Source organism: Psychrobacter piechaudii, assembly GCF_900162825.1.
GTDB classification, from domain to species: Bacteria; Pseudomonadota; Gammaproteobacteria; order Pseudomonadales; family Moraxellaceae; genus Psychrobacter; species Psychrobacter piechaudii.
The window spans coordinates 25,849-41,521 of record NZ_FUGE01000072.1 but is presented as its reverse complement, the minus strand read 5'-3'; the positions used below and the strand labels follow the sequence as shown (position 1 = coordinate 41,521).

Annotated in this window: 7 protein-coding genes; 5 read left to right on the top strand and 2 right to left on the bottom strand. The window is 42.5% G+C overall.

Annotated features, from left to right (window positions below; genetic code table 11):
* From A1019T_RS02785 to recD, 4 genes are all read left to right on the top strand, one after another.
* A partial coding sequence (locus A1019T_RS02785; RefSeq protein WP_143514069.1) for a zinc ribbon domain-containing protein occupies window positions 1–151 on the top strand: 151 nt, incomplete at its 5' end.
* Between the two features lie 349 nt (window positions 152–500).
* Window positions 501–4,964, top strand: a complete 4,464-nt coding sequence (locus A1019T_RS02780) for an exodeoxyribonuclease V subunit gamma (RefSeq protein WP_077450323.1) — start codon at window positions 501–503, stop codon at window positions 4,962–4,964.
* A 99-nt stretch (window positions 4,965–5,063) separates the two neighbouring features.
* Window positions 5,064–9,563 (top strand): UvrD-helicase domain-containing protein, encoded by a 4,500-nt coding sequence (locus A1019T_RS02775; protein ID WP_077450322.1) that lies wholly within the window; start codon window positions 5,064–5,066, stop codon window positions 9,561–9,563.
* A gap of 84 nt (window positions 9,564–9,647) precedes the next feature.
* Window positions 9,648–11,993, top strand: coding sequence for an exodeoxyribonuclease V subunit alpha (recD, locus tag A1019T_RS02770; RefSeq protein ID WP_077450321.1), 2,346 nt, complete (start codon window positions 9,648–9,650; stop codon window positions 11,991–11,993).
* Between the two features lie 123 nt (window positions 11,994–12,116).
* Here recD and A1019T_RS02765 read toward each other — a convergent pair whose 3' ends face one another.
* Entirely contained in the window at window positions 12,117–12,683 is a 567-nt protein-coding gene (locus tag A1019T_RS02765) for a hypoxanthine-guanine phosphoribosyltransferase (RefSeq protein WP_077450320.1), read from the bottom strand.
* Between the two features lie 244 nt (window positions 12,684–12,927).
* Window positions 12,928–13,590 (bottom strand): hypothetical protein, encoded by a 663-nt coding sequence (locus A1019T_RS02760; RefSeq protein ID WP_077450319.1) that lies wholly within the window; start codon window positions 13,588–13,590, stop codon window positions 12,928–12,930.
* Between the two features lie 295 nt (window positions 13,591–13,885).
* On the opposite strand from A1019T_RS02760, the gene A1019T_RS02755 reads away from it, so the two are divergent.
* Complete coding sequence (locus A1019T_RS02755; RefSeq protein WP_077450318.1) at window positions 13,886–15,652, top strand: TLD domain-containing protein; 1,767 nt, start codon at window positions 13,886–13,888, stop codon at window positions 15,650–15,652.
* Window positions 15,653–15,673 lie beyond the last annotated feature (21 nt).

The following is a 15,673-nucleotide window of genomic DNA, read 5'->3' as shown; positions in this document are numbered from 1 at the left end:
TGACAGTAGTCCAAAGGGTAGAGCAGGCTTGCGAATAAGAGGATGGAGGTGTGCTGAGTGTGGCACATGGCATGATAGAGATACCAATGCTGCTAAGAATATCCTTGCGGTCGGGCTTGACCGTCTAGCTGTAGGAATCCCCTCGGTTTAGCGAGGGGAGGAGGTCAAAGGAGATTTAGCCTGTATTTAAAACAACAATATCATTTGAGAATTCAGTTACTCAAACCTCTCTTTTACCGACACATCGTCAGAATTAGCATTATATTTATAGCAAACCGCTCATCTACGCTGTTTTGATAGGTTTCAATGATTTCTAACTCTGACGAGATTCAAAACGAAAGTCATAACCACAATGGCATCAACTCTTTGCGACAGTAGTTGACGTTATGGTGGTGTTTGATGGTTTTATTTTTACCATAATGAGTTATGCTTATATAACCGTCGTGTCTTTGCTATGACCTTATTTATTTGAATTTCATTTAACAAAAGATTGCCTCTCTATGTTCAAGATTATCCAATCGCATCGCACCGAAAACTTAGTCGATGAACTGCTGGCCGAATATCAATCAGTGCAGCAGTCTATTTTTGATCCCTTTGTGGTTATCGTACCGTCAATGGTCTTAGGCGATTGGCTTGATAAAACCATTGCCAGTCGTGCGGGTATCAGTACGCTTGTAATGACTAAGTTCTGGGGTCAATATCAGTGGACACTGATGCAAGATGTACTCAGTCAGCATAATGCTTATCTATTGAAAAATAATCCTGATGCGACGGTCCTTAACGTGCCGGAGGTGGCAGTGCTGTCGCCGACTGTGATGCAGTGGCGTCTGTTTGGCTATCTGACCTATTATCAGCAGACTATTGTCGAGGACGATAAGCATCCGGTATATCCGCTGCTGTCGTCATTGATTGATGAGCCTCAACAAGGCGTTGAGCCAGACAAGGCACAGCAAGATGCGCGTATTTGGCAGCTGGTAAGTGATTTGGCGCGAGTATTTAACCGCTATTTAACTCACCGTGAGGATTGGTTAAGTCTATGGTCGGATAATAAACCGCTTGATGTGAATGCGTTAATTGCAGAAAAAGATGCGCTGTCTTTGCGCTTTGATGAGTATGCGCGTGGTACACCAGAATGGTTGGTAGAGCACTATGTGGAATTGGAAGCCGCTCAGCGTTATCTGTGGTCGCATCTGTTCGCTGATGTGCATCAATACCGTGCTCAATTAGAAAAAACCTTTTGGAAAGCATTAGAGAGTAACAATGCGGGCGAGCAAGACCAGTTGCCCAAAGTACTGCGTATTTTTACCATTCAGCAGCTACCGCAGACCGAGCTAGATTTCTTACAACGTTTGTCGCGTTACATGGACATCACTTTGCTGCACTATAACCCCTCTAAGCTATTCTGGGCGGATATCGTGGATAAGTCGTGGCTACAGCGTCAACAGATTATCAATTCTGAAAGTGTATTTTTGCGTGATTATGGGCATAGTCTATTGTCACGTCTGGGTAAGCAGTCTCGTGATACTTTCGCCATGCTTGCCAATCTATCTGGTAACGAGTTGTATGAAGATGCCGTTGTGGATTGGCAGGATAATTTCGAAGATGATTTGTCTGAGGAGTTGGATGACGAATTTGGTTTTGAGGCAGATATTGATAGCGACTATAACCAACAAGATATCGCTTCTTATCGCACCCACAATAGCCCCAGCTTATTAAGACGCCTGCAAAATGATGTATTGATGCTTGATGAGCGTTCAACCCAACAAGCTACGGCAGTTAAGGTATCGCAGGCCATTAGCGAGCAAATTGAGCCAAGCTTTGATGAAGCTGATGAGGCTAAAGAAGCTGATTGGTATGAAGATGAGGTACTTGAGAACAAACGCTTTGAGAAAGATCGCCTGTGGTCGATGTCCTCACAAGATAATAGCCTAAGTATTCATTCATGCCACAGTTTGCAGCGTCAACTTGAGGTGCTCCGCATTATGATTGGACGCTGGCTGAATGAGCCGCTACCGCCTGGCACAAAAAAGCGTCATATCTCTGACATAGTGGTGTTGCTGCCCGATGTGGATCGACATCATGCCTTAATTAGCTCAATTTTTGTCAATGGAAAAGGTCAAGATGGACTAACTCTGCCGGCTAAAGTCACCGGTGTGGTCGATGCCTCCATTCGTCAGTTATGGGAGGCGATTATTGGGTTTTATAAACTGCTAGGCAGTGACAGTGCCCGCTTTGAAGCCGCTGAGGTGCTAGATTGGCTAATGCTGCCGCCGCTATATGAAAGCTTTGGCTTGACCCATGATCAGATGAGCTGTGGCTGTGACTTATTGGTTGAGGCAGGTTTCATCCGTGGTTTTGATGAATTACATCTTAAGCAAACCTTAGATGGCAATGATTTTGATTACCGCTTTAGCTTTGCCCAAGCGTTAGATAGATTAACTTTGGGACTGATAATGCCAGAAGCTGAAATGAGCGACTGCTTATATCCGCTTGAAGCGCATCAATGGCCAAGTACTGCGATTGCTGAAATGAGCTTGCCACTGCCTGAGGTTAGTCTCAATGATGCGCCGATTATTGAAGCCTTGTGCCGCATTTATAGCGGGCTGTTGGCGAGACGCGATGATCACAAACAAAAGCTGAAAGCAGAAGATTGGCTCGATCAAATTGAGCGCCAAGTGATTCACCGTTATTTTGGTGATGTGGATCAAACCCGCAGTATGCGTGCCATTTATAATGCAATGAACGGCTTTAAATCGAGCCTGCGCGCTAATCGTCATTATCGGCAATATGCCAGTAATGATAATACGGACAACCGAGAGGTTGAACAAAGGCTATCAAGAGTTGAGCAGTTACCGTTAAAGCTGAGCTTTATGCTTGATAGTATCGAGGCGGAGCTTGAGAGTCAGCAGGTGAGTGCGGAGCCGACAGGGGTAATTACCTTCGGCCGTTTCGGCGCATTAAGAAACGTGCCCTTTGATTTAGTGGTTATGCTCAATATGAACTTATCTGAGTTCCCCGCACGAGACCGTGACAATCGTTATGATTTAATGAAGGCGACCTTATCACGTCGCGGTGATAGAGTCAGTGAAGACGATGACAATGGGGCGTTTTTAGATGCTTTGTTGTGTGCGCGCAATGCCTGCTGGATATTTTATAACGGTCAAAGTCTAACCGATACCCATGAGCATTTGCCGGCGAACCCTGTCAGCGAACTGTTGCAATTCTTACAAGGTGAGGTGCAGTGGCAGGTCAATTCACTAGACAGCTTGCCAGAGACGGTAGACCCGACTACCGAAAGCCTAAAACGTCATTTACCAAAGCTAGTCAAACAGTGGCTAGTAACCGAGCACCCAGCATTGCCGTTTGATAAAAGCTTATTTGAGCAAGCGGTAGAACAGGAAATACATGAGTCTTATTTTGAGGCTGAAAATGATGAATCTGGGCCTAGTGAAATTGATTCAAATGCTTTGAATGATCCTAACAATAAGTCTTCTGAGTTTGATGCTTTAGAGGGCATGCTAGATAGAGCGATGCAAAAAACCAAACTGGCGCAGCAACGTCAGTTCCCGCCAGCGCCGTTATGGCAAGCGGTATTTAATACGTTGAAGTCTCGTGACTCTAGTGAACATCCTCAGCTGGTCAGCTTACCCAGCAAAGCACACTATGAGGCAATCGCTCAGTTATTGGGTGCTGGCTTGGGTCAATTGGGGCATATCGACAGTCAAAACTTACCTGTTTTAAATGATTTGTTGTCGATAGATGCTAAGCTGAATTGTAATGAACAGAATAAAGCCTTGGCTCAAGTGCTGTTTGATATCGGTGAAATTGACGTTGAAGGGGTGCTTGCCTATCAAGTGCGTCATCCCGCCAAGGCCTTTTTGCGGGCTCAAGAAGTGCATATCGTACAGGGTGAGGAGGCGATGGCACACCAAGAGCCCCTGTTTTTGGATAGCTTGACTACTTACCAGATCAAAGACTATTTGATTCATGAGTTGGCCAACCCCGTGCCAACGACAGGTTTAGACAAAGAAGAGAGTCTAGAGGAATCAGCGGCTCAAAGCACACCAATTTTAATGTACCAAAACATTATGCCAGCAGGGGTAGCACGCCATACCACTTTGCCCAATCAACAACAAAAGCTGCAGCAGCAATGTCAAACCTTTCGAGAGCAGTTAATTGCTAACGGCATTGAGGTGCAAGAAGCGGATACAAGTCTGCCGATTATCACGCCCACTACGGAACATCCAATACAAGTGGACTTGGTCAGTGTATTTCAACAAAAAGACCAAGCATCCTTGTTAGCTTTTTTACCCAAAGCGATTAAGATCAAAGGCGTTGTACCGATACAGGTTAATGGCGATAGTGCGCATTTAAAGGCAGGGGTGTCATATGCGGAGCAGTCGCCTAAACACTGGTTTAATATCTTACCCAATTCTGCCAGTCCCAGACATCTGCTCAAGTTTTGGTTATCGCATCTGTATTGGCAGGTTGCCAGACGTACTACAGCTAAGCAGGTGGTATTAAATGATGGCATGAGCATTTGGCGCTTTAATAAGTCAGGCACTAAGGCCAAAAAGCTTGAGAAAGCCGCGGCATTTAAACTGGACCCAATCACCTATGAGGACGCTGTCATTGAACTGGTTAAATGGGCCATTTTTGCCAATCTGTCTGGTCAAATACCGCTAACCTTATTACCAGAGTATGCGCTTGGCTATTTGGATAACTGTTTAAAAGCGCAAGAGGATGAGGGCGCTGACTATTGGCCAAAACGAGGTGATTTCTCAGAGTGGTTGTTCCCTAACTATATGTCAGATGCGGTCTATGACACCTGCTCGCAGCATGCTATTTGGCAATATATTTTGCGAGATCAAGACGCCTTTAAAGCATTAGCTACTTCTTTGACAGCTTTGGCGCAGCCTTTGTATGCCCCTATGTTTGACGCACTTGACGGGCTAGAAGGCTAAGGATTAACCAGTTAGACCAGCACGTTACAGCAATTAAGCTAAATCGTAGATAATATAAGACCTTGATTTTATAGATAATAATTAAAAGTATATCTTCCTATGACAGACATGACTGATAACAATAACTTAGAGCAGCAAGCAGAAGAGGTGTTGGATAGTTGGCACTTAACCTTGCATGAGCATGATGACAGCGATATGCCCAATGAGACGCACCAGGAGCATAACAAAGATGTAATACCGGCTGTCGATGTGGCATTAAGCGGTCGCCATCTTATTGAGGCATCAGCGGGCACAGGTAAGACTTGGACTTTAACCGGTATCGTATTGCGACTACTCATTGAGGCGCGACGTGCCCCTGAGCAAATTATTGCCACTACCTTTACTCGGGCGGCAGCAGCAGAAATGCGTCAGCGTATTCATGATCGCTTGGTCGATTTTTATCAACTGTTGCAATGGGTTAATAATCTAAGTGCCGATTTGGCCAATAAAGAACACTTATATCCAGATATCCTGCAGGTAGCCCCTGAGAGCAGTAAGGATCATCGACAGGCGGATAAAAAGGCAGACTCAAAGGACGATACTAAAAGTGCTGACAGTGTTGGTGCCGATGAGCTTAACCAAGACTTAGCGCATGACAAGCAGCGAGAAGCAGAGCAAAAAGCCACTGCTAAAAAGAATCGTGCTAAGTGGCTAGTAGAGCAGGCAGGGTATGCCCGTCTAAATGACATCATGCAGGACCCGATTAACCTGCATTTAGTGGGTTACTTGCTCGATCATGTATATAGTTATCCGATGACAGATGCCATTCGCCGCACCGCCTTGGTATTAACCACACTCGATAAACTGTTTGTGGGCACGCTAGATAGTCTGGCACAAAAATGGCTAGCAGAATATAGCAGTGAGACGGGTCATCAGCAAGGCATGGCGATTATTGAAGACAGTAGTATTGAGCAGGTGACCGATAGCATTATTCATGATGAGCTGCGTCAGTTTCAAAGCCGTTTGTATTACGAGCAGCCTAAGCTATACGCACTAATGGAGCAGCAAGGCAAACTAACAGCTGTTGGTGATCATAAATCGTATGTGAACCGTTCACTTAACTTTATTTCTGCGCCTATTGATGAAATACAGTTGAATGAGGCTTTCGACTTCGCTAGCTTTGAGCGGCTGCTAGAGGATTTTGCTAAGCTTGATTTGATAGATGTTCAGCCGTATTTAAATCCTGATTACAGAAAGTCACAAGGATTTAATGGTCGATCAAGTTTGTTCACTCGGTTTGAGCATATTACTGAAATTCATCAAGTGATCGCTGAAAGAGGTTTGAATTTTGAAAGCTACCTAAGTGAAGATGCGAAAAAACTACTAGGGTCATTGAGAGATGCTCAGTTCCCCGATGATGACGGAAAAATAAAAAACTTTAATAAGAATAAAGAAAAACAGCATCAAGCCTTGTTTGATTTAGAAACCATAAGCCAGTTATTGGCCATTATGGATAAGATAGAGGGTTTGAATCAGCATGTTTTATTGTTATTGGCCAATCTTAACCGTCATATCGTACTGGCAGTCCGCGAAAGATTACCAGTAATTTTAGAAGAGCGAGGTGAGACTACTTTTAGCTTGCAAATGGTACGTCTTAATCAGGCATTGACCGGCCGTCAGGGAGAGAAGCTAGCACGTTATATCCGCCACCACTATCCAGTAGCCCTTATTGATGAGTCACAAGATATCAATGGCGAGCAAGCCATCATGATTGAAAGTATTTATCTGCCAAAGAATAAACGCCAGCAGTTAAGTAGTCAGGTAGGTAATGAGGATAACCAGTCGACTAATACCAAGTCCAATCAAGAGTTTTTATTATTAGTTGGGGACCCGAAGCAGGCCATTTATGGCTTCCGAGGTGGGGATGTTGCTAACTATAACTATATGAAAGCTCAGTTTGATAAAAAAAATCTATGGACACTTGATATTAACCGCCGTTCTAACAAAGGGGTCATTGACGCCTTAAACTGTTGGTTTGGTAAGCCGATGCCCACTACAGGCGAGAACAAATTTGCCGAGCTAGGCAGTCAAATTTATTATCAACACATTACTGCGGCAAAGCTTGAGAAACAGCTATCTTGGTTTAATGACTTAGATAATAATCAATCTATTGCCCAAAACAGTCTATTAGAAACTACCTCAGATTTAGTTACTGACATACTCTCTACCCAGCCTGTCAGCGTATTGCATCTGCCTTATGACAAAGAACTTGAATACGATGAGCATGAAGTCACCGCCCGCCATATTGCCGCTTTATTAAACAGCGGTCAGACCTTAAAAGGTAAGCCTATTCAGCCCAGTGACATCGGAGTGCTGGCACGTGCCAAAAAAGACTTAAAACGGGTAGAGGATGAACTGGTTAAGTTAAATGTACCCACTCTGACTACCAGTGACGTTAGTATCTTTGAGACCATTATGGCCGAAGATGTGGCTGCTCTGCTCAGTGCTATGCTCTATCCATACCGTCACGACATGATTAACCGGGTATTGACCAGCCATCTGTATGGCCTGACTATCAAAGAAGTCAAAGCGATGATGACCGACCATGAGTCAGGCATTGCACAAAGCGATGAGACGCCAACAAAAGTAGCCGTTAACACGAATATTGCTGCTGACCTTAGTACTCAAGATGATACTAGCAAAAAAAGCTATCAAGATTTTATTAGCTATCTTAAAGAAGGGGCTCAGCGCTGGCAGAATTTTGGCATCTTATCAGCCATGCATTATTTGCTAGATAAAAGCCCGGTACAGTCACAAGGTGTCTGGCAGGCATTGGCAGCACACCCTGAAGGTGATCGACATATCATGGATTTGCGTCATGTGATGGATATCTTGGCGCAGTATGGTATAGGCATGGGCGAGCATGAGCTGCTGGCGTGGTTTAGGGAAAACATTGATGCTGCACCTAACAGTGATTGGGCCAAGCAATACCCACTGCCTACAGAGTCTGGTGTGCAGTTAATGACCATTCATAAGTCAAAGGGACTTGAGTTTCCTATTGTCTATGTACTGGGTATGGGCAGTGCCAGTCGCAAGTCGGGAAATAAGGAAGACTATGGCTTGTACTTGTATAATGCTCAGCAAGCACCTAATGCTCTAGTTCAAAAGTCTTCTGGTAATCAGCGCCGTTTTTCACCGGTAAAAGACTCAGCTACCACACCAGGCTATTACACAGATATCGAGACTCAAGAAGATTTTGAGGAGTTTCGTCGTCTAGGGTACGTGGCTTTCACCCGTGCCAGTGAGCTGCTTTACGTGGTGCTGCGAGACCCTAAAGATAAGACTGGGTTCGATCTAAAGCCAGTGTTTTATTGGTTTGATTCACCAGAGCCGAAGTTTGAATTGCCTGATAGACTCAAAAATACGATAGGTATGGTACGCGGCCAAAAAGTACATGAGTTTTATGAAGACAGCTATGCTAACAGCAAAACGCATAACTTAACTGACAGTACTGAGGCCACCCTTACTCAACCGAACCTAGAGCCTATCAAATATGATGATTTTTCCAATGTGATGCGAGTCGATTACTTTTATGGTTGGGCCAAAACCAGCTTTACCGCGCTCGCCCGTCAATTAGATGAATCCACACAAGCAATGGCTGTGGTCGATGAGCGTATCGATGATGCCACTTATATCGATATTAGCGAGGCAGATGGCGCTTTAAAGGCGCAGATAGAGGATCAAGGACTACCCGTTAAAGCAGTAGATGACATTCGCTTTAGTTTTGTCAAAGGTGCCAATGCCGGTACGTTTTTGCATGAGATATTTGAGAAGATACATTTTACCGATCCTAATCAATGGCCTGCGGTGATAGACAGAGCCGTCAGTGGCTATCAGTTACCCTTAGCGTATGCCAGTGTGGCGCATCAGAAGCGTATTTTAGAAGGCGGGAGACAAGGGGCTAACAACAAAACTTATCATATCGATGAGAGAGGACTTCAGCATCAGGCATTAATGACATGGATTAATGAGATTTTACACACACCATTATTGGCTTCAGGGCAGAAGCTAGTAGATATCTCACCTAAGCAGCGTTTTGCAGAGATGGGCTTTAATATGGGATTGTCTGAAACCTTTAAAGCGCAGCAGATTAACACCCTGTTTGAGAAGCATTTGCCCCATGAGACTGACAAACATATCCGTTTAACTGCCCAAAGTAGTAGCCAATTATACCGTTATCTGCGTGGTGAGATTGACTTGGTATATGAGCATGCTGGCAAGTTTTATGTGGTCGATTATAAAAGTAACTTTTTAGGAAATAGCCTAAGCAATTATGATGAAGCTACTCTTAAAGTAGCCATGAGTAAGGCAGGCTATTGGCTACAAGCAGCGATTTACCAAGTCGCACTACACCGCTTCTTATCAATGCGTATCGCTGATTATAAAGGCAACGAAGCCAAATACTTAGGCCCGGTTGAATATGTATTTTTACGAGGTACTTATCAGCATTTAGCAGAAACTCAAAGCACGAATAATCATATCCGCTATGGGCTGGTCACTTGGGATATTCCCATAGAATTTGTGAAAGCATTGGATAAGCTGTTTGGTAAGCCGCAGTAGCTTGATTGACTGTTAGCTCACTAACTCACTAAATCCAAACGGTTACTGTTTAACTTTTTACTTGTTTATAGGTCTGATAACTTAATGAAAACCAATAATAATACTGCAAATACGCGCGTTCAAGAGAGCTGGGCGAGCACTATTAGTGACTATATTTTGCAGCGCCGAGCTCAGACTTATTCAGCCTATGTACAGCCGAATGTTACTAACGCCTCAACAAACTTGGTAGAGGCTGATAGTTATCTATTTAAATCACTGTTTATGGTGCTTGCTAAGCAATTGGAAGAGGGGCATACCGTGCTAACCCTGCGTCAAGACGATATGGAACTGGCTTTACAGGGCAGGGTAGAGGGAAAGGTTGCTACGCTTTATGCTTGGCAACGAGATATTTTACAAAGTCTGGCAGCGCCTTTGTTTGATTTGATTGATAGCGATACGGCTCTGGCGGCTGTGACACAAGTAGAGGGCGATCATCAAGATGAACTAACACAACCTGAAGACAGCGACTCTATCTTTAACTTGCTTAATATTTTGATTACCCGTGGCACGCAACTGTGGTTACAGTTAAACCTATCAAATAGCAACAAAGCGCAGTTGGTTGAGCGTTTTAAATTGGTTCAGCAGCTATATGACTTAATGCAAAATGATAATGAGACATGTGGATTGAATCAACAAAGCACAATAAATAGCCTAAGCAAATTTATGCAACATATTGAGCAGCAGCCTTTATTTGCTCAGTTATCATTAGCATCTCTAGCAAAAGAAAATAGCCTAAGAAAAAAAAATCTAATTTCAAAACAAAGCCCCATTATCTATCAAAATAATATATATCAAAACAATCACTCAGAGCGAAATACCGAAGTAACTTTTTGGCTACACCGCACCTGGCAAGCTGAGTTTAACCTCGCTAAGACCATACAAAACATCCTAAATCAGCCGATTAAGCCGTTAGATATCAATATCCCTGATAATCTCAATGCTCAACAGGTTCAGGCGGTTAAAGTCGCTAATGAGAATGCCTTTAGCATTATCACTGGCGGACCAGGCACGGGTAAAACTTATACTGTGGCACAGTTGGTTATTGCGTTACAGCAGGCTCAAGCAGATAGTGATGCACAGCAAGCATTGGGGGAGAGCGCTACGATTCGATTTAGCACAGACAGCGCAGGGCTTGCTCTATCGGCGCCAACGGGTAAGGCAGCTCAGCGTATGCAAGAGTCATTGCAGGCGGCTCTAGACAGTGCTCAAGTCGAAGTACAGTTGCAAGAAGCCAAGACTATTCACCGCTTGTTAGGCATTGGCAGAGATGGTAGACCACGCTATCACGCTGGCAACCCTTTGGGTGAAGATATCATTATTGTCGATGAAGCCTCAATGCTTGGGGTAGAGTTGGCCAACTATCTGGTTAGTGCTATTAAGCCTGGCGCTCGACTAATCTTGTTAGGAGATGCTAATCAGCTGGCTGCAGTAGACGCTGGGGCAGTGCTCGCTGATTTGTGCCGTATCGATGTGTTGCAACCAATCCATGCTCAGCTGACAGAGAGCCGCCGTTTCCATGCCGATTCAGGTATTGGTAAGTTGGCTGCGGAGATTAACAAGAGCCCAGCAGATATGCAGCAGGTCTGGCAATTATTAAACTATGACGAGGCATTACAGTTCCAAAGCGTTAATATTCAAGGTATCAATGCTGACGCTAGCGATATTTATGCCGAAGATTTAGACACATCCGTTTCTAATGCTCAATTAAAAAATAGCCTAAGTAGTAAAAAAATACTCTCAAAAATCACCCAAAATTACACCCAATACTTAAACAAAATTAATCTACTAATAAAAAATCCAATAGCAAAATCCGTACCAGAAACAGTAAGTCTCACTATCTCAGATCTTATGAGTGAGTTTAATCGCTTCCGTATCTTAACCGCAGGACATAATGGCGAGTGGGGCGATCATAATATCAACGACTATCTGACCCGCTGGCATATGACGCAACTCAAGTTGCCTTTGGGTAAAAGTCCTTGGTTTCATGGCAGACCAGTCATGGTGCTACAAAACAACTATGAGTTGGGTTTATTTAATGGAGACGTCGGTATTTGTTTGCAGACGCAACAAAAAGGTGAGGGTAGTCGCTTAGAAGTATTCTTTGAAAATAAAACTCAAGGTATTGCAGTCAATTTACTTAATGATGAGCTGATTGCCACCGCGTATGCGATGACCATTCACAAGTCGCAAGGTTCAGAATTTGATCATATCGCTATTACCTTTGATAACAGTAACAGTCGATTACTTAGCAAGGAACTGATTTATACAGCCGTGACTCGTGCTAAACAAAAGGTAAGTATTTATAGCACCAAACGTGCCCTACAAAAAGCAGTGCAAACTCCAACGCAACGCTACACAGGGCTCGCCTTACAGTTTCAGCAAAAAGGGTAGATTGGCTAGAGCTACTAAGTTTGGACACAAAAAAAGCACCTAGCGATTAGGTGCTTTTCTCGTTAGAAAAAGCTATTTAATTAATCTGTATAATTAAATAGGTTTCCAATTTAACAGTTTTAATTAAGGGAGTTTGTCTTCTTTGATAGCATAGATACCTGGAAGATGACGTAAGTAACCATGGAAATCCATACCACAGCCATAAACGTAACGATCATCAACATCTAGACCGACGAAGTCTACTTTGAAATCCTCTACTTTACGGTCATGTACTTTGTTTAATAATACACAGCAATCAACAGATTTAGGGTTCTCTTTTTTCAGCTCTTCTACGATAGCTTTTAGAGTAATGCCTTCATCAAAGATATCATCAACCAAAAGCACATGCTCTCCAGAAATGTCGACATCTGGCTTAAATTTCCAAACTAGTTCGTTAGTGCCTTCATTTTCACGATAACGAGAAGCGTGGATATAGTGCATACGATGGTAGAAAGTAAGATGAGTTAATAATTGACCTGCTGGAATCAAACCACCATTCATAACAACCATAACAATAGGGTTCAGACCGGCATAATGTAAATTTAGCTGGGCAGCCAAACGTTCATAAGCAGCTGCCACCTCAATACTACTAATCAAACATTCTGAATTACGGAGGGTTTGTTCAATTTCTTTATTGCTAATTTGGCTCATAGTCGGTGTACACGCAGTGGTAAAAGTATCTATTTTAACAGGATTGGCCAATTTCAGCCAACCCTGTTATCCATTTTTTATCAATCTTTACAGGGCAAACGCACACTTTTAGGAATTCTATTTAAAATCAGATAGTTATGAGTTTAGATTTTTATTTTCTAAGTTTATAAGTTACTGAAAATATTAATGTTTTTTAAAAGTATGCGTTTGCCCTGTCAATCTTTACCAATACGCAATAAATGGTTTATTTTTCAATAATGAAAGGACGATAAAAACCTACCAAACGGTTTAACGACTCTGTTGGTAACTGAGGAAGCAATTTATTAATTGCCATTTCAAGAGCTTTGTTAATTCCTGCTTTGGCCACGGGTACAGATTTACGTTTAATTAGACCCAAAGGTAGGGTTTCTGAAAAGCGAGTAATAAAGTGATCCACAACTGCATGATTCATAGCAAATAATGCTTTAACCAATTTCTCTTTATCGACAGATTCTGGTGTAACTGCATCGAAACCCTCTAGAATGGTTTTGGCAGAGGCATCATCCATCTTAAAACCAACACGAGTATTGCCTGAATTATCCTCAAATACAGTTTCGTTTTTCATATATTCAAAGTTAGGGATAACTTCTTTGTTAGAATCTTTACCCAACAAAATATTCAGCATAGTTTCGGTGGCGCCTTCAATTTTATTGACGATACCGCGCATTTTTTCTTGACGTTCTGGATCTGGAATGACACTAATCAAATTAACCAACATATTGTCTAACAGTTCACGTCCAATTTGTTGTGCAATATCATTACGTAAAGGGTAGTAGGATACATCTTTGCCAGAGTCAATAATGTGCTCGGCTTCAACAATCATATCTGCTAGCTTGTCTGTAGGTTCAAATCCAAAGTAGCAAGTCATCGTAAGTCCTTTTATGAGTAATTAATGCAGTTTTTAAATATATTCCAAAAAGTATTGCTTAGCAAGACGTTCATCAACTAAATGTATTTAGTTAATTGTGCTAATATAACTTAATTGTTATAGAGCCACGTAATTCGTTTGAAGACTATCTAGTCATGACAGCATAGGCACCTGAAAATATTTATTCAATCTTTAGTTAAATGCTTGTAATTAAATACTATAATTTAACAGATTGAGTAGCCAGACCTTTGCTAGTGCAACTCTAAAACTCACCCCTCAGGAACAGTTACGTATCATGAAAATAAAGTTTGCCTCCTCTGAAGTATCGCAGAGCTCTCCTAAGATTGCCTTGATAATGGTCTCAAGTAGCTTTCTGGCACTCATGGGCTGTCAATCATCATCAACTCAGTTTGCCCCAAATTCTACCCTACAAGCTGGCTCATTAATCTCCTCAGTTGATTATCAAAAAAACACTCAACGTGACCAGCAAGCTTATCAAAATCAATTTAGCACCGATTCAGGTATTAACAGTGACGAAGAAGCTAAATCGAGACTTTTAACGGCAATAACCAATCATCTAGTAACGCCTCACGTGTCGGTTAGTCAAACTCTAAAACATGACTCACCTTTTATTAAAAAGGGCAGTATTGATGGGGGCTCACAAAGTGCCTATAAGACTGTTTTGGATATAGCGATACAAGAAGCCTCTGATGAAGAGAATTGGGAAAAGTCTGATGCTTATAGGCAAGAAGAGGGTAGTTCTGAAAAGGCTGTTTTTATTGAGTCAGATTATGATGAAGATCATGATGAAAATTATGACTATAAAAATTATGATGCCGATGAGTATGAGGATTCTAATGTCTATGAAAGTGATAATCCGTATGACGAGTACGAAGAGGATACGAGTTATCAGCAACTAATAGACACCTTATACGAGTGGTACAACCGCACGCCAGCACAGATTGAAGCTACCAATTATTATTTCAATCAAAACATGAGTTTAAATAAAATTAGTGAGTTTGACCCAGTTAATAAGAAACTTAGTATGGTCTATAGCTATGACTTTGCTTCGCCCACAACTTACTATTCGATACAGTTGCCTTTAGCGCTGGACTTCAACCGCTCTGAGCTGACTTTAGACCCTAGTGCTTTGTTACCATTAGTGGCAATAATATCTCCCGAGCATGCTCCTTTGCCTGAAGAGCTTGAAGCTACCACCGTGGCCTTTAAACTGCCACAGGACATCATTGATCAAGTTCCTCCCTCAGTGATATACGATGCTTTTATTTCAGCCATTGGTTATAGCCTGAGTGAGCTTGAAACGGCAAACTTTACCGCTTTAGACATCTCTAACGACGCTTATGCGAAGAAAGTTGAGGCCCATTCAGCAGTAAAGCTCAACTTAGACGCTAAACAGACCGGTAAGTTGTTAGGCATCACTCTAAAACATATGTCTGACACACTGCAAGACTATGTCGATTTACGACCTGACTTATATCCAAACTCAAACTTTATTAAAGTAGCTTTGGAGAATTGGCAACAAACCAATAAAAAATTCCAAAGCGGTGACTTAGGGTCTTTATTTCAGCTAATCGAAGCAGTGGCTCCTTTGTCCTTCAACCAAAGTAATTATTATTACTTTGATAGCCGTGGAAAGTTAATAGCCTCTCAGTCAAGCTTGTTGACTGGAGGTGATTTTATGGGGGCGACAACCACGCTATTAAGTCAGACTCGATACGATGAGCGTGGCTTTAAATCTCACCCTTTAAGTGAGCTATATCAGCAGTCATTTGGACAGCCTTTTTCAAAACAGTCGCCTGCCAGCGTAGATGGCAATGCGTGGATTAAAAAAATCCAAGACCGAAAAGATAAATTGAATCAAGCCTATGCTGCACGTATTGATTACGATAGTGAGGATGTGTTGTTGGGTAATGAGTCACTAGACAGTATTAAGGATGAGGCGTATCAACCTTCTATTAGAATCATTGATTATGGCAATGTGAATGACTATGAGAAGGAAGACGATTATGAGCAAAAACATGAGCAGCAATATGAGCAATAAGCCGCGAAATAACTCAACTCA

Excerpts from the sequence above, each read along its gene's own strand:
- A1019T_RS02755 (WP_077450318.1), top strand. The coding sequence starts at position 13,886 with ATGAAAATAAAGTTTGCCTCCTCTGAAGTATCGCAGAGCTCTCCTAAG.
- A1019T_RS02775 (WP_077450322.1), top strand. The coding sequence starts at position 5,064 with ATGACAGACATGACTGATAACAATAACTTAGAGCAGCAAGCAGAAGAG.
- A1019T_RS02780 (WP_077450323.1), top strand. The coding sequence starts at position 501 with ATGTTCAAGATTATCCAATCGCATCGCACCGAAAACTTAGTCGATGAA.
- A1019T_RS02765 (WP_077450320.1), bottom strand. The coding sequence starts at position 12,683 with ATGAGCCAAATTAGCAATAAAGAAATTGAACAAACCCTCCGTAATTCA.
- recD (WP_077450321.1), top strand. The coding sequence starts at position 9,648 with ATGAAAACCAATAATAATACTGCAAATACGCGCGTTCAAGAGAGCTGG.
- A1019T_RS02760 (WP_077450319.1), bottom strand. The coding sequence starts at position 13,590 with ATGACTTGCTACTTTGGATTTGAACCTACAGACAAGCTAGCAGATATG.